Origin of the sequence: Thalassotalea nanhaiensis (assembly GCF_031583575.1) — a bacterium.
GTDB lineage: Bacteria > Pseudomonadota > Gammaproteobacteria > Enterobacterales > Alteromonadaceae > Thalassotalea_A > Thalassotalea_A nanhaiensis.
Map to the genome: position 1 here is coordinate 70,522 of NZ_CP134146.1, position 22,671 is coordinate 93,192.

Sequence of the window (22,671 nt, forward strand, 5' to 3'; positions counted from 1 at the left end):
CACAAAACGCTTGGCTTGTGCTCCTTCGTCGCCAAGTATAGCCAAGCATTTTGTGCCTCTTAGCAAGGCGTTAGTTGTACTGTTGGAGATAAGAGTAAATGGAAGAATTTGAAGTTATTATTCCGTCTGATTCTGAAATTAAGTTAGCTCAAGAGAAGTTGAAGTTTATATTTTCACCAGAATATATTGCTTTCATAAAATCTGGATATGATCTTGGTGAAGCTGCACTCGAAGCGTTAGAAATATCAAATCCCCCAAGTTATGCAAATATTTATGAGGTTAGGAGTGATGCTAAAAAGTATTATGACTTGCCAGATGAACTTCTACCAATTTGTGAGGATAACTCGGACTATTACTGTTTGAATACAGATGGAGAAGTAGTATTTTGTTCACATAATGGTGCAACTAATGAAAGATGGGAAAATGTTGCGGTGTGGCAAGCTGAAATGATTAGTGAAGCTGATGAGTAAACGTACAACTAACAAGGCCGTGAATGGCGGACAAAAATTCATTGGCTTAGGCTCATTCTTCGCTTATTATAGCCAATAAATTTTAGCCGTTTACGGCGGCGTTATGTGTTTCTCAAGGACGTAGATGAATTTACTATTTGTATGTAGCCAAAATAAATTAAGAAGTCCTACTGCGGAATCAGTATTTTCAAACGAACCAAATGTTAATGTTCGCTCTGCGGGACTCAATAACAATGCAGAAGTCCCCCTCGGCATAGAAGACGTACAGTGGGCAGATTGTATTTTTGTTATGGAGCAGGCTCAGAAAAAGAAGTTGAAAACACATTTTAAAGAGCATTTAAACTCTCAACGGGTCATATGCTTAGGTATTCCAGATAATTATGCGTATATGGAACCAGCTCTTATAAAGTTGTTCAAACAAAAAGTACCTCAGTATATTGGTGCTTAAACACATAACAAGAATTTCAAGCGGGACTTTTTACAGTTTGCTCGGTTTCGCTTCGCTACACATTTTAGCAAACTGTTTTCAGCCCCTTAAATGGGCGTTATGTGTAAACGGATATCGTCGAGTATATGGATATTTTCAAAGGTATAGATTTCAATGACTCGTTTGTTCTCGGTTGGAGTTCAAATGACACGGAAATCACATTCAAAATTGAGGCAAGCATTTGGCCTGATTCACCTCATTATCTAAGTCCAAAACCTGATGAATATACTTGCTACCGTAAATGTGAAATTCAATTTACGGGTTTTACTTCATATTCAGGGCTTGCTGAACAAAGTAGTGTTAAACCAATCAAAGATATAAATGGTTCATTTGATTATGGCAATATAGATTCGTTAATTAAGACAAATCAAGGCTTTAAGGTTATTGGTGAGTTTGGTAACTTAGAAATTATAAACGGCAAAGTTCAGCTAAAAATCTACACATAACAAGCTGTTCAAGCGGGACAAATAACAGTTGGCTGGTTCCGCTTCGCTTCACATTTTAGCCAACTACAATTTGCCCCTTATCAGGGCGTTATGTGACTATCCACAAATCGAGCTAATAACAAATGAATGATTTAATAAAAAAGTTTAATTGGACATTTTATGGGTTTGTTCGGTTAAACCTATTCGTGTTAGTCATCGTTGCCTTAGATTTTATATCCGGTGAGCGAGACATTGAAAAGTTAATTGGCGGTTTTATATTTTTGCTCCAGGCGGCTAATCTTTTTGTTTTTGTGGCATTGCCTTTTGTTGACCTCTTTTTCATGTTTAAAGATAAGAAAATGTGTTCTCACTTCGGTATAAGCTACACATCAGACTTTCTAAGCTCTTTTACTGAGAAAGAAAAGGAGCAAATAAGGGCTAACTTTCAAAGCTCTGAAATTGGTGATGCAAAATCATTAGAAGATTTGTTGAACAAGGAAAACAAAGTCACATAACAAGCCAATTAAGTACGGGACTGCTAAAGCTTGGCTCGGTTCCGCTTCGCTACACTAGTTTAGCCAAGCATTATCAGCCCCTTATTGGGGCGTTATAACTCAAAACAAGTTTGGCTTTAATTCATAGAATGGTTTATATTTAAAAGTACAATTAATTGTACAAATAAAGGTACGTTATGAGCCGTATTCATTTTGACCAAGATATCCAGCCCCTATCTGAATTTAGAGCGGGAGTTACTTCTTTTATCAAGCAAATTAACGAAACAAGAAGACCGCTAGTTATTACTCAGCGAGGGAAAGGTGTTGCTGTAGTTTTAGATGTTGCTGAGTACGAGGCAATGCAAGAAAAAATAGAGTTACTTGAAGAGGCCCAAAAAGCCGAGTTACAGCTAGCTTCAGGCCAGGGGATTTCAAATTCAGATGCTAGAGCTCAAATATTGGATAAATTGAATCAATGAAAGTAATTTGGTCGCCATTAGCGTTGGACAAAGTTAGCGCAATAGCAGAGTTTATTGCACTTGATAAACCCTCCGCAGCCATTGATTGGGCCAATGATGTTTTTGATCTCGCCGAAAATTTAGGTACGCAACCAGAAATAGGGCGCGTAGTACCTGAACTTATTGGTAAGGGCTATAGAGAAGTCATACATGGTAACTACCGCATCATTTATAAAATTGGCAATACTTTAGAAATATTAACAGTAAGAAATTGTCGTCAACTATTAAACTTGGGTGACGATGAGTTATAACAAGTTACTCAATAGGACAAATAACACTGTCACAGTTTCTGCAAACAACGCATAAAGCTGTGCCAGTATCATTAGCCACTTAGTAAGGCGTTATATGCCAAGGAAAGTATCGTGACTACCGAAAAATATGTTGAATGCTGCGAACATGGAAAGCAACAAGCTACCTTCGTCTGCAATCACGTTGTTGAGTCACTTCACGATGAAACCCCTAGAGGTTTTTGGTGGGCAAATGATCCTGATAATCCTCGACCTGACGCTTGGTGTTCTGAATGTGAAGCGCGATTGAAAGCAAACGATGGTGAATGGAATGAGGAAATCGAAGCACTTGCCTATATTCGCTTACTTTGTGGTGTGTGCTACGACAATGCAAAGAGTTTAAACTTTCCATCACAAAAGAAATGGTGGAAGTTTTGGTAGTTGGCATATAACAAGCCAATTAAGCACGGGACTGCTAACAGCTTGCTCGGTTCCGCTTCGCTTCACATTATAGCCAACTATTAAAAGCCCCTTAGTGTGGGCGTTAGTTGTTCTAAAAGTAATTTGTAGCGTTATGGTGCTGTAATGCTATAATGTTATTATAAGTTATTGGAGTAACAAATATGAGCAATTTATCAAAACGTTCTACCGTTTATTTTGAACCAAATATTCATCAAGCATTAAAAATGAGAGCTGCATCTTCTCACTTATCAGTATCTGAAATTATTGATGAAGCCGTCCGCTTATTAATGCGCGAAGACCAAGAAGATTTAGCTGCTGTTTCAAAAAGAGCAGCTGAACCTGAAATATCTTATGAAGACTTATTAAATGATCTAAAGTCACATGGCAAAATATAAAATAACTTTTAAAAAGTCGGTCTCTAAAGATCTCCGAGCAATCCCAAGTCAGGATGTAAGGAAAATTTTGAATAAGATTGAAGCTCTATCTGAAAACCCCAGAGCAGAAGGATGTATCAAGCTTTCAGGTCAAGAGAACTATAGAGTTAGACAAGGGCTTTATAGAATAGTCTATGAAATAAGAGATGAGGTCTTAGTGGTGAATGTTATAAAGGTAGCCCATAGATCAAATGTTTATAAGAACAACTAACAAGGCGATCAAGCAGGACAAAAAACAGTTGGTTTTTGCTCCTGCGTCGCTTATTTTAACCAACTATTTTTTGCCTGTTAATTAGGCGTTAGCAGTCAGAAGTAATAAGGACCTATAAATGGAATTAAAGTATCGTTCAGCTGAATTTGAAGATTTGGCAAGTCTTGTTGCTTTACTTTCAAATGACCCACTTGGTAGCAAAAGAGAAGATGCATCTATTCCGTTGAATAGTGCGTATCTTGAAGCGTTCGAAGCGATTGTACGAGACCCTAAAAACGAATTACTTGTTGTCGAACTGGAAAACTCTCTAGTCGGGATGCTTCAAATTACATTTATTCCTTACCTGACGCATATTGGTAGTTGGCGTTGTCTTATCGAAAGTGTTCGAATCCATAGTGACTATCGCGGACAAGGTTTCGGTGAGCAAATGTTCGAACATGCTATTGAACTGGCAAAAAACAAAGGCTGTACAATCGTTCAGTTAACAAGTGACAAGCAGCGCCCTGATGCAATCAGGTTCTATGAAAAACTTGGTTTCAAGGCAACACACGAAGGGCTCAAGCTTGCGCTGTAAGTTTACTGCTAACAAGGCATTTAATAGCGATTTCGTAACGTGTGCCGATTTCGCCTTGCTCAAGTATGGCAACACTCTAAAGGGTATTCTTTTATGATTTCTTGTGAGCAACATGATTATGTAGAAATAGCTTGTATGTATAACTATTTAATTAAGCTAAGTCTTAACTCTGGTGATGAGTTAGAGGGCATCGCACTTGATGTCAAACGTAATGTAAATCGAGAAGAATGTGTAAAAGTTAAAGTTGATAATACAGATGTTCTTGTTGTTTTGGATTCAGTTTCTAAAATGGAAGTTCTTGTAGATAACCCCCACTTTAAGGTTGTAATTTTTAAATAATTTAAGGTGATTTGTTGCCTAACAAGCTGTTCAAGCAGGACAAATAAAGTTTGGTTTTTGTCACTGCGTTCATGATTTTAACCAAACTAAATTAGCCTTTTAGTATGGCGTTAGCTCTCCGGGGGAAGCATGGAAGAAGCAGGTAGTTCTCTTAGCCCAATCATAAGTGGATTGATTGGCGGACTCGTAGTCACATTAATGGTTATGTTTACAAAGAGTAAGAGCAAAAGAGTTGGTGATGTTCGTGAACTAACTTTTGGTTTTTTATTCAAAGCATTTTCATTTTTGTTGGTTCCATTTACAACTTTTGTTTTATACGCTATTTCTCAATCTTACGAAGGGCAAGAGATCGCAGCAGGCCTTGTAGGTTTAGGCTTTTTCTTAGGGGCTATATTTTTTCCATACCAAGCTTTTTTCATCGAGTTTAGTTATGACGATGAAAATGTTTATTTTAAAAGCCCTGTAGCAGGAGAAAAGACTGCGAGTTGGAAGGGGTTAACAAAAGTTGGTTATTCTTGGTTACTACAAGCAGACTATATTGTTGTCGATGGTATAGGAAAAATTTGGTGTTCTAATATGCTTCAAGGTTATGCAGAACTAATGGAATTTGCGGCTAAGGTTGAGCAGAAAAACAAGATATAACAAGCAATTCAAGCGGAACTGCTAACAGTTGGCTCGGTTCCGCTTCGGTACACATTTTAGCAAACTATTATCAGCCCTTATTGGGCCGTTAAGTGCTTTTTTACCAAATCAAAATATGGATTATTAAATGAAATTTAGTAAGGTTAAGCGAATACAATTTGTATCACTGTTGATATTAAGCATTTCATTATCGTTCGAAGGTAATGCTAGTGACATATATGGTGCCGTGGTGAATAATTCCGAGAGATTAAAAAGTGACTTCGCGCATGACGAGAAGCGGAAACCGTTAGATATTCTTCCTTTTACTCAAATCAAAGAAGGCGATAAAGTTCTTGAACTTGGTGCTGGTGGTGGGTACACAACGGAATTATTATCATTGCTGGTTGGTAAATCAGGCAAAGTGTACGCGCACTTCCTGTATAAAAAAGAACGCCTTGAAAATAATAGACTTCCAAATGTTATTTCACTTAGAGAGCATTCTTTAAATGAACATGCGCAAGTGCTTGCTGAAAACGAAATTCAATCCAATAAATTGGATGCAATCATCATATTTTTTGTGCTGCATGACATTTACCTAAATAATGAAATGAGTGATGAGTTATTGTCTAGTTTGAAGGCGGCGTTAAAGCCTGGTGGCAGTGTGATTATACTAGACAACGCAGCTAAGCCTGATTCAGGTTTGGCCAATATAGGCGATCTTCACCGGATTGGAGAGAAATTCGTTAAAGCAGAAATGGAGAAAGCGGGTTTTGTATTTGATGGCGAAACAGCAGTATTAAGAAACAAGCAAGATGATCACACCAAACCGTGGGGCGATTTTGAAGGTTTACAAGATCGATTTGCTTATAGATTTAAAAAGGGCAGAATGTAATTCTAGAACGCAATTAACAAACGCACTTAACAAACGCATTAAATTGATCGCAAGCTCGCAGGGACACAAACACGTCAGCTGCGTCACTTCGTTCCGATTATAGCTGCCATGTTTTTGCCCTTTATGCGGGCGTTAACTGGCAAGGTGTTGTCGTTATATCGGTAGTAATTTTAAAAGGGATGTATGAATAACAATAAGTGGTATAAAAAACCTGAAATGATAGTTGCATTATCAGCACTATTAATTAGTTTGGTTACAGCAGCTGTTGGGATCTATTCTGCATATATAGATCGATCTTATGCTCGTGCTTCAGTTTGGCCTCGATTAGAAGTTTCTCGAAGTTTCGGAGGGGAATATTTTGAGTATGGGATCACAAATAGTGGGAACGGGCCAGCTCTAATTAAATATGCAGTTATTCAATACAAGTCTAAGCCTATTAAATATTGGAGGGACATACCAAGCTTGCCAAACTTTACTCAGTCCCATTTAGGAACGAGAATACTGTCATCACAAAACAGTATTAAGCCTATTGTTTACCGTGGTAAAGCTGCCAAGTCGTTTTTAGATACGGATGAGTTTATTGAAATAGAGATCTGTTATTGCTCAATTTATGAAGAGTGTTGGTTAATTAATAGAGTAAATGAACCTAAACCTGTAGATAATTGTCATGTAACTCAAGAAAGAGCTTTTCTACAATAGCCAATTAACAAACGCATTTAGCGTGGGACTGCTAAAGTTTGGCTCGGTTCCGCTTCGCTATACATTTTAGCCAAGCATTATTAGCCACTTAGCTTGGCGTTAGCTGTTTTAACTGGTATGTGTTTCTATTTAACTCGACTGAAAGGATGTGTGTGGTGAAATTATATTTAGTTTTTTTTATATTTATTGTCGGCGTTATTTTTCCTAACTATTCATATTGTAGCGAGAATAATGAAAAGGATTTTTCAGAACAAAGTAACTTAAACCTAGAAGATAAAGAATCTTTCAATGCTATTCTTTCGCAGGCTCAACTTTGGGTAAAACAGCAAGAAGAAAAATTTAGTCACTCTGGCCGGCAGCTTAGTATTCAGGAATTTTTTATGGCTAAGGCTATGGGAGTTCAATACCCCGAACAAGTTCGTGTTGTTGTTATAGCTGATTTTCCAATACCCACACAGCAACCACTACTTAATGAGTATAAAAGTATTGGTTTTACCTCTCCTGAAGTCGGAGGGCAAGCGTTTGGCTACACAATCTTAATTAAGCCTAGGTATGCTGGGAAAGACTGGTTATTATTACATGAGTTAGTTCATGTTGCGCAGTTTGAAAGAATAGGAATAAAGAGGTTCGTAGCTCGTTACTTAATTGAACTTAAAACTCTAGGTTACAGAGATTCATTGATTGAAATAGAGGCAAGAGAAAAATCTCAAAGCTATATCAGCGGATAACTGATCATTTACAGAGTAAATCAACAGCTAACAAGCTAATAAATCGGGACAAAAAACAGTTGGCTGTTTTCGTTCATTAACATTTTATCCAACAGTTCTCGTCCGCTTAAGCGGGGGTTAGCCACAAAGGAGAATCCAGTGGTTGGTGAAACTAATTTAAGCAAATTACTAGGGGCGATGTCACCTGTCTTAATGCCAGATGAATACGTATTTTGCTCAGTGCAAGGTGAATACCGTGATTTTCATGAATTGGATCCGTTAGCATCTTATCGCGAAGCTGAAGGCTTAACTTTAGTTATCTCAAAAGAAGCAGCGATCGCTAACAAACTGCAATTTGAATCTGTGTTTAGAGGTATAACTTTAACGGTTCACTCAAGCCTCGATGCAGTTGGTTTAACTGCGGCTGTTTCAACTAAGTTGGCCGAAAAAGGCATCAGTGCTAATGTAATAGCCGCGTATTATCATGATCATATATTCGTTCAATCGGAGAAAGCTGAATTAGCGATTGAAGCATTAGGTGAATTTCGTAGCTAACAAGTCGTTAAATGGCTACGTGGCAAGTTTATTGTGAATATTAAAATAGGAATAATACATTGATAATATTAATTTGGTGCTTAATTGCAGCAGCATTACTACCATTTATTGCAAAAATACCTTTAGCTTTAGCGATGAATAAAGCAGGTGGTTACGACAATAATCATCCAAGAGAGCAACAAGCAAGTTTAAAGGGTTTTGGAGCACGCGCTTTAGCTGCCCATCAAAACTCTTTTGAAGCTCTTATTATTTTTTCTGCTGCTATATTGTTAGCTTTAGCGACCAACAAGACAAGTGATACAGTGCAATTACTCGCTATGGTACATATTGCCTCAAGAGTTATTTATAACGTTTTTTACTTATTAAATTTAGGCGCATTACGTTCACTTTCTTGGGCTGTTGCTATAGGTTGTTCATTTGCTATTATGTGGCAATGTATTCCTAACTAATGACAATAAAAAGTCATTTAACAAGCAATTCAAGCGGGACAAAAAAGTTTGGCTTTTGTCACTGCGTTCCAAATTATAACTTTTACAATATAATTGAAATAAACATATTAAAGTAGAAACTTATGACGCTTCCTCCATGCCCCAAATGTAATTCCGAATTTGTTTACCAAGATCAAAACCAGCTGATTTGTCCTGAATGTTCGCATGAATGGAATCCGGCAGAGGCTCTTGCAGAAGAAGAACGTTTAGCGATAAAAGATGCCAATGGAGCGCAGTTGAGTGAAGGTGATAAAGTAACGATGATAAAAGACCTTAAAATTAAAGGTAGCTCTCAAGTAATTAAAGTTGGTACTAAAGCCGTTATTAGACGAATAATTGAAGGTAAAGATCATCAACTTGACTGTAAAGTGGATGGCGTTGGAGAAATGATGGTTACGGCAAAATTTGTGAAGAAAGCCTGAGCAAATAATATGTCAATTAGCAGGGCTTAACAGTACAGGAGGTTTATTGAAGTATTTTGCATACGGCTCAAACATGTCACTTTTGAGACTTCAACAGCGGGTACCAAGTGCCAAAAAGCTTGAGATAGTAACACTTAAAAATCACCAATTACGTTTTCATATGAGCGGAATTGATGGCTCTGGAAAGTGTGATTCTTTTCAAACAAACAATAGTGAAGATCGGGTAATAGGGGCACTCTTTGAAATAAATGAAGATGAAAAAGAAGTCTTAGATCGAGCTGAAAGCTTAGGCTCTGGGTATGGTGAAAAATTCGTTTATGTAGAAAATGAAACGGGTGAGGTTTTTGAAGCCTTAACATACTATGCGATAAGAATTGATGCTTCGTTAAAACCTTATTCTTGGTATCTAAATCACGTTATTATTGGAGCAAAGGAAACAAATGTGCCGACAGGTTACCTTGCTGTAATTGAGTCTGTTGATTGTATAGAAGACTCTGATAAAAACCGTGAAGCAATCGAACGTGCAATGTACATTTAACAATTTTTGCTCCTAATAAGGGGGCTATATTTTAGGAGGAAATAATTATCTATAAGTTTATTTTTACTGCAATGTTGTGTTTTTCATTTTCCATCCAAGCCGATGAAAGTGAGGTTTTGAATGTTGAGCGTTCAGTATCTGCCAGCATTGAACTTTCATTCCCAAATGAAAATAATATAGAACCAGAAGAAAGTGATTTCGAAATAGTAAATTATGTTCTTATGGGTAATGAAATAGGTGAGCGTTTTGCTGTAATTACTTTACAGAACACATCTTCTGGTAACCGAGTGTTGGAAAATAAACATTTAATGGCACTTTTTGCAGACGGTAATCGAAGAAACCCGTCAGATATTAAGTTGAATTTCGAAGGGAATGAAATGCAATCAATAACCGCTTCATTTGGTGAAAGCAAGTTTCCTATTTTATCTGTATATTCAAATAACGAAATATAAAGCGTCGATGAGTAATTGATATAAAAGTTACTCAAGTGGACGCAAACACTCATGCTTGTATTATTTAACTCTTAATTATTAGTTGTTAGGCATAAAGGAGAAGCTAAATGCATCTTGCCCAATTGAATATTGCTAAAGCGAAATATTCCTTAGAAGCACTCGAAATGAAAGAGTTCGTTGATAATTTAGAGCCGGTTAACAACATAGCTGAATCAAGTGCGGGCTTTGTTTGGCGCCTTAAAGATGAAAGTGGAGATGCAACTAATATTAAAGCATTTTCAGACCCAAATATTATCGTAAACATGTCAGTTTGGGACTCAACTGAAGCGCTTAAAAATTTTATGTTCAGAACACATCACATAGATTTCTTACGTCGTAAAAAAGAATGGTTTGATAACATACCTGATGATAGTTATGTTTTATGGTGGGTTCCAACAGGCCACATTCCTACCGTTAACGAGGCCGTAGAAAAGTTAGAGCTATTACGAAATAACGGCGAAACACCAGAGGCATTTACTTTCAAAAGTAATTTTAGTGCTTTAGAGTATATGAATAGTAAAGCCTAGGAAGGCACTTGTATTTATTCAAAGAAGAGGCGCAATGCATGACCGAAAAATCACATTTTGAAAAATTAAAAAGCATGTATGCTGCGGCCCCAATCAATAAAATCTATTCACCAGTAATGGATGTTTCTAAAGGTGAAGCTGTTATAGAAATTGAACTGTCAGAACAATATCATCACTCTGCTGGCGGGGTCCATGGGTCTGTTTATTTCAAAATGCTAGATGACTCGGCTTTTTTTGCGGCCAACTCATTGGAGAATGAATTTTTCGTCTTAACAACTTCTTTCACTACATACATCACACGCCCGGTAGCGTCTGGAAAAATGAAAGCCATAGGTAAAGTGGTGAATAAAAATAAAACTCAATTTATTGCTGAGTCTGTAGTCTATGACACAGATGGCAGAGAAATTGGTCGTGGAAATGGCATCTTTGTAAGAGGGAAGTTGCCTCTGGTCGATGCCACTGGGTATGCATAACTTAAATGGGACTATTTAGCGCTATGATAATTTCAATTATTCTTATTTCAATCTGGTTTTTACTTATGTTGCGTTCTGGTGTCGCGGAATATAAATACTATCAGGCAGTAAAAACGCTCGAACCTGATATTTGGGCACAACTTGGTTCACCTAAATACCTAAAGATCCCAATGGTATTTATATCACCAAAAGGCTCAAAAATTTTACGTGGTGTTGCCAATAAAACGGTAAGTGAACTTGCCAATAATCATAGAAAATATGGCATTCAATTTTTATCGTATGTTGTATTGGTATTGTTTGTAAGTATCGTATATTTCAAAGTTGCTTAACGAGTAAATCAACAAAGAGTTAAACTTTTAAGACGTTATATTTTTTAGGGGAATTTGTGCGAAAATTAATATTGATATGCTTTCTTTTTATGCCAGTACTTTCGATAGCATCTGAAACTGACATTGTGGAAAAGTTTTTGAAACTTAGTGACGCCACAAAAATAAAAGGGGCATCCCAAAGTGATATTGATGCTGTTGCAGCATTACTCTCTGACAATATGCGTTATCAACATCCTAACTACAGTGCAGATCTTTCAAAAAATGAATTTATTGAAGGGCTTATCAGATACATGGGATTAGCTGATTCGTTACAATCAAAAATAACCAACAAAATTGAAGGCAGCAAAGCCGTTACTATTTCCTTTATTTCTACGACTGTAATAGACGGTAATACTGAAACAGATCAACAACCATTAATGCGCCTCTTTGAAATAGATAAAGGCAAAATCACCTTAATTAGAGAATATTGGTAGTAAAAAAACTAGCGCTTAATCGGGGTAAAACATCTAGTTTTTCTTCAGAGTTGTTTATTTGAAGAAAAAATTTTAGGCCTGTGAATTGGCCTTAATTATGCCAGCGAGGGATTTAGAACATGAGTACATTGATAGTTATTTTTGGGGGCTTAATGCTCTTTGCTGGAGTGGTGCTTATTATCAACCCAGATACTATATTTAAAGTACTGCGAAATAATTTTGATAAGCTTTGGTTACATGTATCTGCTGTTGCAGTAAGGTTGTTACTTGGCGCATTACTTATTTATCAGGCAGATGTTTCAAAATTCCCTCTAACAATAGAGGTTCTTGGCTGGGTGGCAATTATCGCTGCTATCGTATTTACGCTAATAGGCCGAAAAAACTTTCAACGGTTAATATCATGGGCATTTTCATTGGTGACTCCACTTGGGCGTACTAGTGGAGTATTGGCGTTATGTTTTGGCTCATTGCTAATTTATGCATTTGTTTAATTGCCCATTGTTGGGTGTCTACGTTTAGGAATAAAAAGCAGTGAATGACATTGAGCGCGAAGAGTTAATTAAAACCAGTTGGCAGTTACATAGTCGGATCGAGGCTAACTACCTAAGCAACCCCGCAACCAAAGATGATAATGAGTGGCTTGAAAAACAGCGAATTTTATTGGCTGATATGGCAATACATTTGCTGCAAACGGCAATAAATCCCGAAAGCATCGAACTTGATAAATTGAAAAATAACCTTCATGCAATATTAACTATCTCGGATCAATTCTTACCACACGCAGAGCTAAAAAAGGCCACAGATAAGCTTTACCAATAGGCGTATAACAACTTGTTAAACTAGATAAAATACAGTTGGCTTTTAATTCTTTGTGGCTTATTGTAGTAAACAATCTTTACCTGGTAACAGGGTGATTTGCCACTATAAAATGGAGTGTTATGTGTCAGAAATTAATATAAAAGAAGCCAATGTTGAAGACTCAGCGTTGATCTTAAGGTTTGTTAAAGATCTTGCTCGATACGAAAAAGCTGAACATGAAGTGATGGCGACTCAATCCGATATTGAACGCTCATTGTTTGGCCCAAACTCAAAAACAAATGCCGTTATCTGTAGTGTTAATGGCGAACCTGTTGGTTTTGCTGTTTATTTTTATAATTACTCAACATGGCTTGGTAAAAACGGCCTTTATCTTGAGGATTTATACGTTTCTCCAGAACACAGAAGCGTAGGGGCAGGTAAGGCTTTGCTGAAATATTTAGCAAAAATTGCTGTTTCTAATCAGTGCGGTCGCTTTGAATGGAGTGTACTTGATTGGAACGAACCGGCTATAAAATTCTATCAATCAATTGGCGCAAAACCGCAAAATGAATGGGTAGGATATCGTTTAACTGGGAATGCACTTGAAAACTTTGCCAACAGTTAAGTTGCTTTATGCTAAGTAGAGTTCTATGAAAAAAATTAATATTGCTGAAAAATTTGAGTTGTTTACTGAACAGTGGACACCAAAAGTGATCGCACAATCTAATGGCCAATTGGTGAAAATAGCAAAAGGCAGTGGTGAGTTAGTTTGGCACAAGCATGATAATGAAGATGAGCTATTTATTGTGTTCAAAGGGCAACTTACCTTGCAGTTAAAAGCAGGTAACATAGTTCTTAACGCTGGTGAAATGTATGTTGTTCCTAAAGGGGTTGAACATTGTCCTAAAGCACAGGCGGACACTCATTTTATGATGGTGGAGCCATCAACAACAGCACATACTGGAGAAACAGTAAGTGACCTTACAGTTTCAGCAGAGCAGCAAGAATGGATTTAGAGCGTCTCACCTAATTATACAAGTAAGTTTACTGGAAGAGTTGGCTGAATATGCAATTAACACAACCTCTGAAAAGTCATCTGCTGGAAATGATGAGTTGGTTTTCTAATGAAAAAGAACTTACAGATTGGTCTGGACCAAATTTCAGATATCCTTTTGATGAACTTTCATTTATTGAAGATCTCAAGCTTAATACGCTGAGTTCATTTGCACTTATGTCTGAAAAAGCTGACTTTTTAGCTTTTGGTCAATTTTACCAACGACTTGGCAAATGCCACTTGAGCCGATTAATTGTAAATCCTGACTATAGAGGTAAAGGAATTGCGGCTCAACTAATCCGTCACCTGTGCGAGATAGGGCTGAAAGAGCTTGAGGTAAAAGAATGCTCCTTGTTTGTGTTATCCCATAATGTCCAGGCAATAAAAGCATATGAAAAGTTTGGGTTTTCATTTGATAATTATCCCGAAGAAATATCACTAGAAAACTGTGTTTATATGGTTAAACAGTAAAAAATACAAAACCAATAGGATGTTTTCACTCGGTTAAACGTTTAAGTAATCATCTTTTTTGCCGTGTATCATGGTGTTAGGTGTTTTATTAGGAATCAAGTTTTGAGTAAAATTTTAATTTTTGGAAATTCAGCTTCGGGCAAGTCAACACTAGCTAAAAAACTTAGTATTAAAAATAATGTTGCACATTTAGATTTAGATACCATTGCTTGGCAAGCAACATCACCGCCAACTCGAACTCCTATTTCTGAATCGGAAAATCAAATAAACGACTTCATCGATATTAATGATAACTGGGTGATCGAAGGCTGTTATTCTGATTTACTGCAATTGGTCTTAGTAAAAGCCGATGAAGTTATATTTTTAAACTTACCCGTAGAGGATTGTATTAAAAATGCCAAGGCTCGTCCTTGGGAGCCACATAAATATGATTCTCAAGAGGCCCAAGATGCAAATTTAGAAATGCTTATCAATTGGATCTCACAATACTCAAAGAGAGAAGATGACTTTTCTCAAAAAGCACATTTAAAATTATTTAATGCATTTTCGGGTAAAAAAGAAATGCATACAACAAACGTGTAAAACACTTAACAAGTCAATTAACTGGCATTAGCTGCCAAGGAAAATTATGCAAGTTCATTTGTTAAAATCAGATTCAGAGATCGACCTTGTCGCAGACGTTATTTTACAGCTTAGGCCGCAATTCAACCTTGAAAGTTTAAAATTACAAATCGCCAAACAACGAAACTTGGGCTATCAACTTGCTTATGTGAAATCAGACAGAGATATATTGTGTGTTGCCGGCTTTGTCGTTGGCGAAAAACTCGCTTGGGGAAAGCATATTTATATTGATGATCTTGTTACCAATGAAGCAAACCGTTCTACGGGAGCGGGAGCATTTTTAATTGATTGGTTCAAAGACTATGCAAAAGAAATTGGTTGCCAACAATTACATTTAGACTCAGGAATTCAAAAATTTCCAGCCCATAGATTTTATCTTAGGGAGCGGTTTAACATTGCCAGCCATCATTTTTCAATTACGGATATTTGTGACTAACAAGCAAATCACTTATCAAAAGGAAGAGTAATGCCATTCACCCCCATTCATATGGGGCCTGGACTATTAATTAAAGGCCTTATGCAAAGTAGTTTCAGTCTTATGATTTTCGGCTGGACGCAGATCGTGATGGATATTCAGCCACTGATAGTATTAGTTACTGGAGAAGGACATTTACACGGATTTTCTCACACCTATATCGGAGCAACATTACTTGCAATTGTGTCAGCACTAACAGGCAAACACCTTGCACAATTTGGACTGTGGTTACTGGACATTACTGAATCTATTGCCGTGAATATTCCTTGGTGGGTTGTTTTTCTGAGTGCATTTATTGGCAGTTTTAGTCATGTATTGCTCGATAGTATTATGCATAATGATGTGCAGCCGTATTATCCTTGGGTATTAAATAATCCATTGCTTGAGTTAGTGTCTGTCGCTACGTTACACAAAATATGTTTGTACTCTGGGTTAGTGGGTGCTGGGATATACTATTTTTTAGAGTGGCGTCGTGAAAATTCTATAAAGAGAACTCAATGTGATAAATGACGCGCACATGGTTTTAATTAGCAACACTAAGCAAAAAGTCGGCTACGTTAGGAGTTAATCATCAAGCATTTAATATCGGCAGTGATAAGTCTACTGATTTCATCGAACTGCATCGCGAGTAACATATATGAAAGTTTTCCAAGTAAAATAAATCCAAAAGAAAAATATGTGTTCTATTCTCATGGTTTTATAGTCGAAGGTAAAAATCCTACCCCGATAAATCCTCGTTGGGGGATGTACGACTTCCCTAAAATTAAAAATGCGCTCGCAGATGATGACTATAATCTGATCGCCTATCATCGACCTAAAGGCACCAACCCAAGGGTGTTTGCTAAAAAGCTGACTGAAAATGCAAATACGCTTATTAGCAAAGGAGTCAAGCCAGAGAATATTACGTTTATTGGCTTTTCTCGTGGTGGGGCGATAACAGTATTAACTTCAAATTATTTAGCTTCTGAAAAAGTTAATTTCGTTATTTTGGCGGGCTGTTCCACGTTTGTTAACAATAATCCTGAATTAGATGTCTTTGGCAATGTATTTTCTGTTTTTGAAACATCCGACGGTGTTGGTTCTTGCCAGTTTTTAATTGATCGTAGTAAGAGAGTGACAACATTTGAAGAGATATCAATTAGTACAGGTAAAGAGCATGGTGCATTTTATACCCCCATTGGCGAGTGGGTTATACCCGTTAAAAATTGGGTAAAATCAAAGGGGAGCTAGCCTTGTGTTCAAAGGTCAAAATACAGTTGGCTACTTTCATTCTGTGATTTATACAACTATATTTAGCCGCTGAAAGATTCGTTATGTTTACTTTATGTTATGGAGTTAACCGTTGTTTATAAAGTTTTTTGAGCTTTACGCTACAGCTTTTTTAAGCTTCAATCCGAGTTATATCGAGAGTGTTTATGAATTTCCAATGACGTTTTATACAGAGGAGGGGAATTCGGTAACATTTGAACAAGAAGCATTTTCAGAAAATACTAATAAACTGATTTCCTTATACAAAGAACTCGGTGTTAAAAATGTTTCATTTGAGCTGAAATCTAATATTGAGCTTTCAGCATCATTGAATTTAGTGTCAGTATTGTGGACGTTTAAAGACAGTGATAACAATGAAATTTATAATGCTACTACTAGGTATGTGATGAAAAATACTGACAATGGCTTAAAAATCAAATCAGTTTTTGTTGTCGATGAAAGCAGCAAATTCAATAAATTACGAGCTCAGTAAATATAATAAAACTATCAAGAACGACCAATTCCCCACCAAGTTAAGGCGCTGCTTATGAGGACGGTTATCAGACTTGAGCTTTCGTATTTCGCAATAATACTAGATTAATATAAAACAATGATTTATTGACATAATATGTCGAGTAAACTACATTGTAGACATATTATGTCATTGGATGAGCGCGTAAATGGAAATTTGGTCTTTTTTTACTGGAATTATTGTGCAATCAATAGGGTTCTTAACTACTGAAATTGGAGTTAGTGAAGCGCTTGCGGTTATATTATTTACATTGCTAATTCGCTTAATACTTATGCCGATTAATGTGTTCGCTATGGTGAATATGTATCGAAATAAAAAATTAATATTAGCGATTAAACCAGAATTGGAACAATTAAAAATAATTCATAAAAATGAGCCTGCAAAGATCGCTAAACGCTCTATGGCATTATATAAAAAGCATAACATTAAACTACTTGATAAAAGCAGTATTGCAAATATTACCAGTCAGGGGATATTTGGTTTTGGCATGTTTCAAGCGCTGCAGCAAATAATGTTCAGCAGTAAATTTGCTTGGATTTCTAATATTGCTAAACCAGATGTATTACTAGCATTACTTGTAGGAGTAATTACTTATGCTTCTATGGTGCTAATGCCTAACAGTGCTGAGCAAACCAGCACTTTATTATTCATGCTTCCAGCTATTATTTGCATCGTAACCTTAATTAATTTTCCATCTGCTATAGGCTTATACTGGGCGACATCCAGCGCTGCGAGTTTATTACAATCATTGGCAATTAATAAGTATTTTAAAACCCAAGAAAAATATCAGATGAGTTAAGTGTTAACGGATAAAAACACTTAAGCAGCACATGTAAAAATAAACTCTTTATTGCCCACTGTTTCTTTATACATTCATTTTAAAATGCAACGTTTTTGTTGTGGTTGTTTCTCCACCTTTGGCTAGGTAGTATATCTAACAAGCTAATAAATAAGGATTAAAAATGGTTTACCATTTTTCACCTTAATATTTTAGTCAACTGTGCAAAGGGCGCAGGTGAATTGTTGCATTATAAAAGGATTTAAAATGATTAAGATAATTATAACGAATTTAGCGTTAATGATTACGTTGCTGCCTGCACTTGTACAAGCTACAAACATTAAAGAACTTAATCCAATACAGTCACTAAAGATAGAATCTAAATACTTTAAAGAGCCTATTGACTACAACATTACATTACCCAAAAGTTATAATGAGGCAAACAGCAAGGACAAGAAATATTTTGTTATCTTCGACTTGCATCCACGCAGTCAACCTTACTTAAGTGGCCTACATGATTGGTTAAGCCATAATGGTGAGTGGCCTTGGTTGGAAACAATTGTCGTGACTCCTGCAGATTATAATCCTGAATTTGCTAAAGTATTTGAGCAAATAGTAAGTGACCCAACGAAGCAGACGATGCTCGATTTTTTTGAGTTTGATTTGCTAACCAAGTTAGATAAAACATATAGAACAAATGGATTTAGAATTTACAGTGGCTTTATGGGCAATGGCGCATTGGGTTTATTTGCGCTGCTGAATCGCCCTAATTTATTTAATGCTTACATTATATCAAGCCCTTCATTGGCTAATGATTTTGGAGCAATATCGTCAGACGCCAATAAAAAATTAGCCCAGTTAGATGATAAAATGAGATTTTTATATCTTGCTACGGGTAATCATCAATACGAACAAGGAAATTTACCCGCGTTTGAATTATTTGAAAAAGCACTGACAACCTCGTCTCCTAAGTCGCTTGATTGGCAAGTTCATCGTAACAATCAAAATAATTATATGTCTCAGCCTATAGTCTCGACCTTAAATGGTATTGAGGCACTTTTTGCTGATATTCATACCAATCTTGCCGCAGAATCTGAGATTTCTCAAAATGGAGCTCAAGCAATAATTGATTATTACGCCATGGTTTCTGAAAAAAAATATGGCTTTGATATTTCAGCAGAGGGGTCTTTAAAAGCGCTGGCTAAATCATTAATGAAAAAGGACCCTAAAAAAGCTCTGTCGGTATATCAAAAAACAATCGAACTTTATCCAGAATCTGCCTATGCGCTGTCATCGTTAGCAAAGGCATATGCTGAACTAGGGGATATTGACAAAGCAATTAAATATCAGACCCAAGCAGTTGAAAAATCGAAGTCGATGATTGAATGGCACCAAAACAAGCACAAGCAATATTTAGACGAATTTAGAGCGCAACTAAATGATCTTGGCGAATAAGTGCGTTATTAGGAATAATATTTATATGGCAAAACTATATTTTATTATCACCTTACTGATGCTGCCAATTTTCACCTTTGCAAATGAGTCAGTTGAGTGTGGAAACAACAAGCAGGCGTTGGCTTTAGTTAAGTTAATTAAAGCAGATAAAGAGCAACAACGAACCAATATTCGTTGCAACAGTATACTGACTAAAGCGGCTGTGGCTAAAGCTGAAAAGATGGCTGAATTCGGTTTAGTTGTCCATAATTTAGGGGGAAGCCCTAACTCATTTTTACGTGAGGCAAATTACGTCCTTCCAAGTTATTACGGCAGCGATTTCGATAGCAATCAAGTGGAGGCTGTTGCTGGTGGCTACTCTAACTCAACAGAGGTTTGGAAGGCTTTTAAAAACTCCAAAGCTCATAGGTCACACTTATTAGGCGAGCATAAATTTTATAAAGAGCAAGATGAAATAGGGGTGGCTTTTATAAAAAATCGGGAATCTCCCCATGTAGAATACTGGGTTGTTTATTTGACCAAAGGTAACCAGGCAAACCAGTCAATTTCTGATAAATTTAGTGATATACCCAATAAAAGTTTATATATATTACAGCAAGCAAAAAAAGAAATAACACAATAAATAGGCGTAGGGAATTTTGGAGGGTTAATGAATTGGTTACAACTTTCAGATAATGAAATTATGAGTTTGGTTACCCCTATCATGGATAACCTTATGGATGCGTCCACTGAAATTGATCATGAAAAACATACCAGAGATTTCAGTGAAAATATGAAAAAAATCGTCACAAAAGTTGAGCTGGAAAAACAGTGCAAGTCTTATCAAGCCACGCTTGGTTTTTTCACTAAACGGCAGTTGGTTGGAATTTTTAGAAAAAAAGGCGATGTTCGTGTTTTTTGGAAACAATGGTACTCAAAATCAGACGATGAATTTTTGGCCTTTGTCCACATCGTACATCGTAATGACAAGTTGGAAGTTGTGAATGCTTCGGTGTCATAATAAACGTAGTAACCAATAATTTAAGCAGTGTCAAAACGCCTTGGGGTAGTATGCGTAAAAAGTTACATTTAATTCCGGGCACTATGTGCAATGAAAAGTTATGGAGAGAATTAGTCCCGTATTTACACGGCTACGACATCGTTTATCTGGATATCCCGAAAGGTAAAAACTTTACTCAACTGGCAAATTATTACAACGAACTCCTTAGCAGTGAAAAAGTTTGTCTTATTGGTTTCTCACTTGGGGGATATATCGCTACTTATTTTTCTAAGATGTACCCAGAGCGAGTTGAAAAATTATTTGTAATATCCAATAGCCCAACATCGTTACCCTCAACTGAATTGAATCAGCGCGAAGAAATTCTAAAATTTGTTAAAAAACATGGCTATCAAGGCATGAGCAGAAGCAGGGTGGTTAACTTATTCGATAAAGAAAATCATCAGGAACACCTTATAGATTTGGTCATGAATATGGACAAGGAACTCGGCATTGACGAATTTATTAGCCAATATCAATTTACTTCCGCTAGAACAGATCTTGCTAAAGCTATAAGGCAGTTTTCATTTCCTGTGCACTTTTACTATAGCGATGGTGATGGCTTAGTAAATATAAATTGGTTCAATGAACTTAGGTCCTCTAATCCGAAGTTATCATTATTTAATACGTCAGGCTCTGGTCATATGCTGCCATTGGAAAAACCAGAAGAATTAGCAAAATATTTAACATTGTGGGCCGAATTGTAACAAGGCATTAACTCTGGATGGTAGCAGTTGACAGGGTCTTGCTTCGCTAGACATTATATCCAATAACATTACATTGCTGAGTCGCTTCGTGGAGGAGTGGATGAAATTTAGTATTATAATCACATCAATATTGGTGTTAATTGGCTGCACCTCTCAATCAAAAGTTGACGCAAAAATAATTCCGCAATCAACGACGGCAGCTGAAAAATCTACTCTTGCTAAACAAAATTGGATTCATGGCTCACCTGACTGTGATGAAAACAAGGATTCAACTGTTGATGTCTATCAGCACGACTTAAATAGCTATATTATTCGCCAAAATAAATGTTTAACTTTTGAAGCGCCATTCATCTATGTTTTAGTAGGTGAAAATTCCATATTGGTATTAGATACGGGCGCGTTAGAGGACGAAAAATTTTCTATCTACGAGGTCATAAAAAATACTCTCGGCAAGGAACTTGTCGACAAACGGAAAATTCTTGTTGCTCATTCGCATGGACATTCTGACCACTATCAAGGCGATGACCATTTTAAAGGGCACGCCAATGTCACATTAATTCAACCTTCTAAGAAGAGTGTTGTAGAGTTTTTTGGCTTTGAGCATTGGCCCAATGATAAACAAACCATAGATTTAGGTAATCGACAAATAACCGTCATTCCTACTCCGGGTCACCAAGAACAAGCTATTACGATTTACGATCATCAAACCAAATGGTTAATGACAGGGGACACTTTATATCCTGGCTATATCTACGTTAAAGAATGGGACGTATTTCGAGAGAGCATCGCGAGGTTGGCAACGTTCGCCAACAACAATGAAATCTCTGCCATTGTTGGCACACATATAGAGTCGAAAAATACGCCTGATTCGTATTATTCTGTTGGAACTACTTATCAGCCTAACGAAGCAAAGCTTGATTTAAGTGTTCAGCAATTACAGCTTTTGAACGCAAAATTAAAAGACACAGATGAACCACAAGACATTAAATTTGATAATTTCATTATAAAACCGCTGAATTTATTTCAAAGAATGCTAAGTAATGTCGCAGGATGGTTTACAAGTAGCGATTGATATAGCTAATAATTATTAATGAATGAGCAAGTTTTTTTGGGTATATATGGATATTAGAACGGGTGAATTAAGGAGCAAAGATGTTATCGCTCTACTCAAAGAACATCATCAAGATATGTTGTGTCACTCGCCCCCTGAAAGTGTGCACGCTTTAGATTTAGCTGCGCTTGACGCTGCTGATGTAACTTTCTGGAGTTTATGGATTGATGATAATTTAGCTGGTATAGGCGCATTAAAAGAGCTTAATAAGCAGCATGGCGAAATTAAATCCATGCGCACATCAACTAATTATTTACGCAAAGGTGTGGCGGGTAAAATGTTGGCACATATTGTTCAACAGGCCCAATTACGCTCATATAAAAAGCTAAGCTTGGAAACTGGCTCTATGGATGCCTTTATACCAGCGCGAAAGCTTTACCTGCAGTTTGGTTTTCAATCGTGTTCGCCATTTGGGCAATACAAAGAAGATCCAAACAGTATGTTTATGACAAAAAACATTGGCTAAATGTAGCTGATACACTTATAAAGTTCCCGATAATCTGGCTGGAATCATGCGCAGTTAATCATA

General features: G+C 36.7%; 41 protein-coding genes. All 41 read left to right on the plus strand.

The window, feature by feature from the left end; genetic code table 11:
- Window positions 1-98 precede the first annotated feature (98 nt).
- Window positions 99-470: an SMI1/KNR4 family protein gene (locus RI845_RS00365; RefSeq protein WP_348387770.1), complete on the plus strand. Its 372-nt coding sequence runs from the start codon at window positions 99-101 to the stop codon at window positions 468-470.
- A 124-nt stretch (window positions 471-594) separates the two neighbouring features.
- Complete coding sequence (locus tag RI845_RS00370) at window positions 595-918, plus strand: low molecular weight protein tyrosine phosphatase family protein (protein ID WP_348387771.1); 324 nt, start codon at window positions 595-597, stop codon at window positions 916-918.
- Window positions 919-1,043: 125 nt separating this feature from the next.
- Window positions 1,044-1,403 carry a hypothetical protein gene (locus RI845_RS00375; RefSeq protein ID WP_348387772.1) on the plus strand — a complete coding sequence of 120 codons (360 nt, stop codon included), beginning with the start codon at window positions 1,044-1,046 and terminating at the stop codon, window positions 1,401-1,403.
- Between the two features lie 122 nt (window positions 1,404-1,525).
- Window positions 1,526-1,897, plus strand: coding sequence for a hypothetical protein (locus RI845_RS00380; protein ID WP_348387773.1), 372 nt, complete (start codon window positions 1,526-1,528; stop codon window positions 1,895-1,897).
- Window positions 1,898-2,073: 176 nt separating this feature from the next.
- On the plus strand, window positions 2,074-2,355 hold the full coding sequence (locus RI845_RS00385; RefSeq protein WP_348387774.1) for a type II toxin-antitoxin system Phd/YefM family antitoxin: 282 nt from the start codon (window positions 2,074-2,076) through the stop codon (window positions 2,353-2,355).
- Window positions 2,352-2,645, plus strand: a complete 294-nt coding sequence (locus RI845_RS00390) for a type II toxin-antitoxin system RelE/ParE family toxin (RefSeq protein WP_348387775.1) — start codon at window positions 2,352-2,354, stop codon at window positions 2,643-2,645. The genes RI845_RS00385 and RI845_RS00390 overlap by 4 nt, the downstream gene beginning before the upstream one ends.
- Before the next feature lie 111 nt (window positions 2,646-2,756).
- The gene (locus tag RI845_RS00395) at window positions 2,757-3,062 is read left to right on the plus strand and encodes a hypothetical protein (protein WP_348387776.1); all 306 of its coding nucleotides are present in this window, start codon (window positions 2,757-2,759) and stop codon (window positions 3,060-3,062) included.
- 182 nt (window positions 3,063-3,244) lie between these two features.
- The gene (locus RI845_RS00400) at window positions 3,245-3,478 is read left to right on the plus strand and encodes a CopG family transcriptional regulator (protein WP_348387777.1); all 234 of its coding nucleotides are present in this window, start codon (window positions 3,245-3,247) and stop codon (window positions 3,476-3,478) included.
- Window positions 3,465-3,728 (plus strand): type II toxin-antitoxin system RelE family toxin, encoded by a 264-nt coding sequence (locus tag RI845_RS00405; RefSeq protein ID WP_348387778.1) that lies wholly within the window; start codon window positions 3,465-3,467, stop codon window positions 3,726-3,728. Before RI845_RS00400 ends, RI845_RS00405 begins: the two co-directional genes overlap by 14 nt.
- Window positions 3,729-3,846: 118 nt before the next feature.
- The gene (locus RI845_RS00410; RefSeq protein WP_348387779.1) at window positions 3,847-4,302 is read left to right on the plus strand and encodes a GNAT family N-acetyltransferase; all 456 of its coding nucleotides are present in this window, start codon (window positions 3,847-3,849) and stop codon (window positions 4,300-4,302) included.
- 93 nt (window positions 4,303-4,395) lie between these two features.
- Window positions 4,396-4,641, plus strand: coding sequence for a Rho-binding antiterminator (locus RI845_RS00415; protein WP_348387780.1), 246 nt, complete (start codon window positions 4,396-4,398; stop codon window positions 4,639-4,641).
- A 129-nt stretch (window positions 4,642-4,770) separates the two neighbouring features.
- On the plus strand, window positions 4,771-5,283 hold the full coding sequence (locus RI845_RS00420; protein WP_348387781.1) for a hypothetical protein: 513 nt from the start codon (window positions 4,771-4,773) through the stop codon (window positions 5,281-5,283).
- Between the two features lie 127 nt (window positions 5,284-5,410).
- Entirely contained in the window at window positions 5,411-6,154 is a 744-nt protein-coding gene (locus tag RI845_RS00425; RefSeq protein WP_348387782.1) for a hypothetical protein, read from the plus strand.
- 183 nt (window positions 6,155-6,337) lie between these two features.
- Window positions 6,338-6,853 (plus strand): hypothetical protein, encoded by a 516-nt coding sequence (locus RI845_RS00430; RefSeq protein ID WP_348387783.1) that lies wholly within the window; start codon window positions 6,338-6,340, stop codon window positions 6,851-6,853.
- A 155-nt stretch (window positions 6,854-7,008) separates the two neighbouring features.
- Window positions 7,009-7,581 carry a hypothetical protein gene (locus tag RI845_RS00435; RefSeq protein WP_348387784.1) on the plus strand — a complete coding sequence of 191 codons (573 nt, stop codon included), beginning with the start codon at window positions 7,009-7,011 and terminating at the stop codon, window positions 7,579-7,581.
- 138 nt (window positions 7,582-7,719) lie between these two features.
- A complete protein-coding gene (locus RI845_RS00440) occupies window positions 7,720-8,115 on the plus strand; it encodes an ACT domain-containing protein (protein ID WP_348387785.1) in 396 nt (131 codons plus the stop codon).
- A 59-nt stretch (window positions 8,116-8,174) separates the two neighbouring features.
- Window positions 8,175-8,564, plus strand: coding sequence for an MAPEG family protein (locus RI845_RS00445; protein WP_348387786.1), 390 nt, complete (start codon window positions 8,175-8,177; stop codon window positions 8,562-8,564).
- Window positions 8,565-8,686: 122 nt separating this feature from the next.
- The gene (locus RI845_RS00450; protein ID WP_348387787.1) at window positions 8,687-9,025 is read left to right on the plus strand and encodes a zinc ribbon domain-containing protein YjdM; all 339 of its coding nucleotides are present in this window, start codon (window positions 8,687-8,689) and stop codon (window positions 9,023-9,025) included.
- A 46-nt stretch (window positions 9,026-9,071) separates the two neighbouring features.
- The gene (locus RI845_RS00455; RefSeq protein ID WP_348387788.1) at window positions 9,072-9,563 is read left to right on the plus strand and encodes a gamma-glutamylcyclotransferase family protein; all 492 of its coding nucleotides are present in this window, start codon (window positions 9,072-9,074) and stop codon (window positions 9,561-9,563) included.
- Window positions 9,564-9,634: 71 nt separating this feature from the next.
- Window positions 9,635-10,015, plus strand: coding sequence for a hypothetical protein (locus tag RI845_RS00460; RefSeq protein WP_348387789.1), 381 nt, complete (start codon window positions 9,635-9,637; stop codon window positions 10,013-10,015).
- A 107-nt stretch (window positions 10,016-10,122) separates the two neighbouring features.
- Window positions 10,123-10,581 (plus strand): DUF3291 domain-containing protein, encoded by a 459-nt coding sequence (locus RI845_RS00465; protein ID WP_348387790.1) that lies wholly within the window; start codon window positions 10,123-10,125, stop codon window positions 10,579-10,581.
- A 38-nt stretch (window positions 10,582-10,619) separates the two neighbouring features.
- The gene (locus RI845_RS00470) at window positions 10,620-11,054 is read left to right on the plus strand and encodes a PaaI family thioesterase (protein ID WP_348387791.1); all 435 of its coding nucleotides are present in this window, start codon (window positions 10,620-10,622) and stop codon (window positions 11,052-11,054) included.
- Between the two features lie 23 nt (window positions 11,055-11,077).
- A complete protein-coding gene (locus RI845_RS00475) occupies window positions 11,078-11,383 on the plus strand; it encodes a hypothetical protein (protein WP_348387792.1) in 306 nt (101 codons plus the stop codon).
- A gap of 56 nt (window positions 11,384-11,439) precedes the next feature.
- A complete protein-coding gene (locus RI845_RS00480) occupies window positions 11,440-11,856 on the plus strand; it encodes a nuclear transport factor 2 family protein (protein ID WP_348387793.1) in 417 nt (138 codons plus the stop codon).
- A 119-nt stretch (window positions 11,857-11,975) separates the two neighbouring features.
- The gene (locus RI845_RS00485) at window positions 11,976-12,347 is read left to right on the plus strand and encodes a hypothetical protein (protein WP_348387794.1); all 372 of its coding nucleotides are present in this window, start codon (window positions 11,976-11,978) and stop codon (window positions 12,345-12,347) included.
- A gap of 40 nt (window positions 12,348-12,387) precedes the next feature.
- Complete coding sequence (locus RI845_RS00490) at window positions 12,388-12,675, plus strand: hypothetical protein (RefSeq protein ID WP_348387795.1); 288 nt, start codon at window positions 12,388-12,390, stop codon at window positions 12,673-12,675.
- Between the two features lie 109 nt (window positions 12,676-12,784).
- Complete coding sequence (locus tag RI845_RS00495) at window positions 12,785-13,279, plus strand: GNAT family N-acetyltransferase (RefSeq protein WP_405054114.1); 495 nt, start codon at window positions 12,785-12,787, stop codon at window positions 13,277-13,279.
- 25 nt (window positions 13,280-13,304) lie between these two features.
- Window positions 13,305-13,670 carry a cupin domain-containing protein gene (locus RI845_RS00500; protein ID WP_348387797.1) on the plus strand — a complete coding sequence of 122 codons (366 nt, stop codon included), beginning with the start codon at window positions 13,305-13,307 and terminating at the stop codon, window positions 13,668-13,670.
- 50 nt (window positions 13,671-13,720) lie between these two features.
- Complete coding sequence (locus RI845_RS00505; protein ID WP_348387798.1) at window positions 13,721-14,179, plus strand: GNAT family N-acetyltransferase; 459 nt, start codon at window positions 13,721-13,723, stop codon at window positions 14,177-14,179.
- Window positions 14,180-14,281: 102 nt separating this feature from the next.
- The gene (locus RI845_RS00510) at window positions 14,282-14,761 is read left to right on the plus strand and encodes an AAA family ATPase (protein ID WP_348387799.1); all 480 of its coding nucleotides are present in this window, start codon (window positions 14,282-14,284) and stop codon (window positions 14,759-14,761) included.
- A gap of 46 nt (window positions 14,762-14,807) precedes the next feature.
- Window positions 14,808-15,236: a GNAT family N-acetyltransferase gene (locus tag RI845_RS00515; protein ID WP_348387800.1), complete on the plus strand. Its 429-nt coding sequence runs from the start codon at window positions 14,808-14,810 to the stop codon at window positions 15,234-15,236.
- A 30-nt stretch (window positions 15,237-15,266) separates the two neighbouring features.
- Window positions 15,267-15,785 (plus strand): metal-dependent hydrolase, encoded by a 519-nt coding sequence (locus RI845_RS00520; RefSeq protein ID WP_348387801.1) that lies wholly within the window; start codon window positions 15,267-15,269, stop codon window positions 15,783-15,785.
- Window positions 15,786-15,953: 168 nt separating this feature from the next.
- Entirely contained in the window at window positions 15,954-16,505 is a 552-nt protein-coding gene (locus RI845_RS00525) for an alpha/beta hydrolase family protein (RefSeq protein ID WP_348387802.1), read from the plus strand.
- A gap of 196 nt (window positions 16,506-16,701) precedes the next feature.
- Window positions 16,702-17,016: a hypothetical protein gene (locus tag RI845_RS00530; protein ID WP_348387803.1), complete on the plus strand. Its 315-nt coding sequence runs from the start codon at window positions 16,702-16,704 to the stop codon at window positions 17,014-17,016.
- Window positions 17,017-17,203: 187 nt separating this feature from the next.
- Window positions 17,204-17,854, plus strand: coding sequence for a YidC/Oxa1 family membrane protein insertase (locus RI845_RS00535; RefSeq protein ID WP_348387804.1), 651 nt, complete (start codon window positions 17,204-17,206; stop codon window positions 17,852-17,854).
- A 246-nt stretch (window positions 17,855-18,100) separates the two neighbouring features.
- Entirely contained in the window at window positions 18,101-19,288 is a 1,188-nt protein-coding gene (locus RI845_RS00540) for a tetratricopeptide repeat protein (RefSeq protein WP_348387805.1), read from the plus strand.
- A 25-nt stretch (window positions 19,289-19,313) separates the two neighbouring features.
- Entirely contained in the window at window positions 19,314-19,910 is a 597-nt protein-coding gene (locus tag RI845_RS00545; protein ID WP_348387806.1) for a CAP domain-containing protein, read from the plus strand.
- A 27-nt stretch (window positions 19,911-19,937) separates the two neighbouring features.
- Window positions 19,938-20,288, plus strand: coding sequence for a hypothetical protein (locus tag RI845_RS00550; protein ID WP_348387807.1), 351 nt, complete (start codon window positions 19,938-19,940; stop codon window positions 20,286-20,288).
- Window positions 20,289-20,338: 50 nt separating this feature from the next.
- Window positions 20,339-21,031 carry an alpha/beta fold hydrolase gene (locus RI845_RS00555; RefSeq protein ID WP_348387808.1) on the plus strand — a complete coding sequence of 231 codons (693 nt, stop codon included), beginning with the start codon at window positions 20,339-20,341 and terminating at the stop codon, window positions 21,029-21,031.
- A gap of 100 nt (window positions 21,032-21,131) precedes the next feature.
- Window positions 21,132-22,103, plus strand: coding sequence for an MBL fold metallo-hydrolase (locus RI845_RS00560; RefSeq protein WP_348387809.1), 972 nt, complete (start codon window positions 21,132-21,134; stop codon window positions 22,101-22,103).
- A 46-nt stretch (window positions 22,104-22,149) separates the two neighbouring features.
- Window positions 22,150-22,608, plus strand: coding sequence for a GNAT family N-acetyltransferase (locus tag RI845_RS00565; protein WP_348387810.1), 459 nt, complete (start codon window positions 22,150-22,152; stop codon window positions 22,606-22,608).
- Window positions 22,609-22,671 lie beyond the last annotated feature (63 nt).

Excerpts from the sequence above, each read along its gene's own strand:
- RI845_RS00365 (WP_348387770.1), top strand. The coding sequence starts at position 99 with ATGGAAGAATTTGAAGTTATTATTCCGTCTGATTCTGAAATTAAGTTA.
- RI845_RS00370 (WP_348387771.1), top strand. The coding sequence starts at position 595 with ATGAATTTACTATTTGTATGTAGCCAAAATAAATTAAGAAGTCCTACT.
- RI845_RS00375 (WP_348387772.1), top strand. The coding sequence starts at position 1,044 with ATGGATATTTTCAAAGGTATAGATTTCAATGACTCGTTTGTTCTCGGT.
- RI845_RS00380 (WP_348387773.1), top strand. The coding sequence starts at position 1,526 with ATGAATGATTTAATAAAAAAGTTTAATTGGACATTTTATGGGTTTGTT.
- RI845_RS00385 (WP_348387774.1), top strand. The coding sequence starts at position 2,074 with ATGAGCCGTATTCATTTTGACCAAGATATCCAGCCCCTATCTGAATTT.
- RI845_RS00390 (WP_348387775.1), top strand. The coding sequence starts at position 2,352 with ATGAAAGTAATTTGGTCGCCATTAGCGTTGGACAAAGTTAGCGCAATA.
- RI845_RS00400 (WP_348387777.1), top strand. The coding sequence starts at position 3,245 with ATGAGCAATTTATCAAAACGTTCTACCGTTTATTTTGAACCAAATATT.
- RI845_RS00405 (WP_348387778.1), top strand. The coding sequence starts at position 3,465 with ATGGCAAAATATAAAATAACTTTTAAAAAGTCGGTCTCTAAAGATCTC.
- RI845_RS00410 (WP_348387779.1), top strand. The coding sequence starts at position 3,847 with ATGGAATTAAAGTATCGTTCAGCTGAATTTGAAGATTTGGCAAGTCTT.
- RI845_RS00415 (WP_348387780.1), top strand. The coding sequence starts at position 4,396 with ATGATTTCTTGTGAGCAACATGATTATGTAGAAATAGCTTGTATGTAT.
- RI845_RS00420 (WP_348387781.1), top strand. The coding sequence starts at position 4,771 with ATGGAAGAAGCAGGTAGTTCTCTTAGCCCAATCATAAGTGGATTGATT.
- RI845_RS00425 (WP_348387782.1), top strand. The coding sequence starts at position 5,411 with ATGAAATTTAGTAAGGTTAAGCGAATACAATTTGTATCACTGTTGATA.
- RI845_RS00430 (WP_348387783.1), top strand. The coding sequence starts at position 6,338 with ATGAATAACAATAAGTGGTATAAAAAACCTGAAATGATAGTTGCATTA.
- RI845_RS00450 (WP_348387787.1), top strand. The coding sequence starts at position 8,687 with ATGACGCTTCCTCCATGCCCCAAATGTAATTCCGAATTTGTTTACCAA.
- RI845_RS00460 (WP_348387789.1), top strand. The coding sequence starts at position 9,635 with ATGTTGTGTTTTTCATTTTCCATCCAAGCCGATGAAAGTGAGGTTTTG.
- RI845_RS00465 (WP_348387790.1), top strand. The coding sequence starts at position 10,123 with ATGCATCTTGCCCAATTGAATATTGCTAAAGCGAAATATTCCTTAGAA.
- RI845_RS00470 (WP_348387791.1), top strand. The coding sequence starts at position 10,620 with ATGACCGAAAAATCACATTTTGAAAAATTAAAAAGCATGTATGCTGCG.
- RI845_RS00475 (WP_348387792.1), top strand. The coding sequence starts at position 11,078 with ATGATAATTTCAATTATTCTTATTTCAATCTGGTTTTTACTTATGTTG.
- RI845_RS00485 (WP_348387794.1), top strand. The coding sequence starts at position 11,976 with ATGAGTACATTGATAGTTATTTTTGGGGGCTTAATGCTCTTTGCTGGA.
- RI845_RS00495 (WP_405054114.1), top strand. The coding sequence starts at position 12,785 with ATGGAGTGTTATGTGTCAGAAATTAATATAAAAGAAGCCAATGTTGAA.
- RI845_RS00500 (WP_348387797.1), top strand. The coding sequence starts at position 13,305 with ATGAAAAAAATTAATATTGCTGAAAAATTTGAGTTGTTTACTGAACAG.
- RI845_RS00505 (WP_348387798.1), top strand. The coding sequence starts at position 13,721 with ATGCAATTAACACAACCTCTGAAAAGTCATCTGCTGGAAATGATGAGT.
- RI845_RS00515 (WP_348387800.1), top strand. The coding sequence starts at position 14,808 with ATGCAAGTTCATTTGTTAAAATCAGATTCAGAGATCGACCTTGTCGCA.
- RI845_RS00520 (WP_348387801.1), top strand. The coding sequence starts at position 15,267 with ATGCCATTCACCCCCATTCATATGGGGCCTGGACTATTAATTAAAGGC.
- RI845_RS00530 (WP_348387803.1), top strand. The coding sequence starts at position 16,702 with ATGACGTTTTATACAGAGGAGGGGAATTCGGTAACATTTGAACAAGAA.
- RI845_RS00535 (WP_348387804.1), top strand. The coding sequence starts at position 17,204 with ATGGAAATTTGGTCTTTTTTTACTGGAATTATTGTGCAATCAATAGGG.
- RI845_RS00540 (WP_348387805.1), top strand. The coding sequence starts at position 18,101 with ATGATTAAGATAATTATAACGAATTTAGCGTTAATGATTACGTTGCTG.
- RI845_RS00545 (WP_348387806.1), top strand. The coding sequence starts at position 19,314 with ATGGCAAAACTATATTTTATTATCACCTTACTGATGCTGCCAATTTTC.
- RI845_RS00550 (WP_348387807.1), top strand. The coding sequence starts at position 19,938 with ATGAATTGGTTACAACTTTCAGATAATGAAATTATGAGTTTGGTTACC.
- RI845_RS00555 (WP_348387808.1), top strand. The coding sequence starts at position 20,339 with ATGCGTAAAAAGTTACATTTAATTCCGGGCACTATGTGCAATGAAAAG.
- RI845_RS00560 (WP_348387809.1), top strand. The coding sequence starts at position 21,132 with ATGAAATTTAGTATTATAATCACATCAATATTGGTGTTAATTGGCTGC.
- RI845_RS00565 (WP_348387810.1), top strand. The coding sequence starts at position 22,150 with ATGGATATTAGAACGGGTGAATTAAGGAGCAAAGATGTTATCGCTCTA.